General features: G+C 62.3%; 1 protein-coding gene. It reads right to left on the bottom strand.

Features of this window, described 5'->3' with window-relative positions; genetic code table 11:
* On the bottom strand, positions 1-310 hold a 310-nt coding region (locus tag FLQ44_RS17705; protein ID WP_147695458.1), incomplete at both ends, for an aldehyde dehydrogenase family protein.

Raw genomic sequence — 310 nt, 5'->3', positions numbered from 1 at the left:
CTCCCCGCCATTGCGCATCTTGGCGATCATGGCACCATCCAGGGCGGTATCGAGATCGGCATCGTCAAATACGATCACCGGCGCGTTCCCGCCAAGCTCCATGGAACAGGAAATGACTTGGTCCGCTGCTTCATGCAGCAGGCGCCGACCCACTTCCGTGGAGCCGGTGAACGAAAGTTTGCGCACGCGGGCGTCGTGCAGCATGGCGCTGACAGTGTCGCCTGCTTTGGCGGTCGTGATGACATTGACCACTCCATCGGGCACGCCGGCTTCGCGGTAGATTTCGGCGAGAGCGAGAGCTGTGAGCGGC

The sequence above is a fragment of the Vogesella mureinivorans genome, from assembly GCF_007644035.1.
In the GTDB taxonomy this organism is placed as follows: Bacteria; Pseudomonadota; Gammaproteobacteria; order Burkholderiales; family Chromobacteriaceae; genus Vogesella; species Vogesella mureinivorans.
This window is presented reverse-complemented; position numbering and strand designations above follow the sequence as displayed.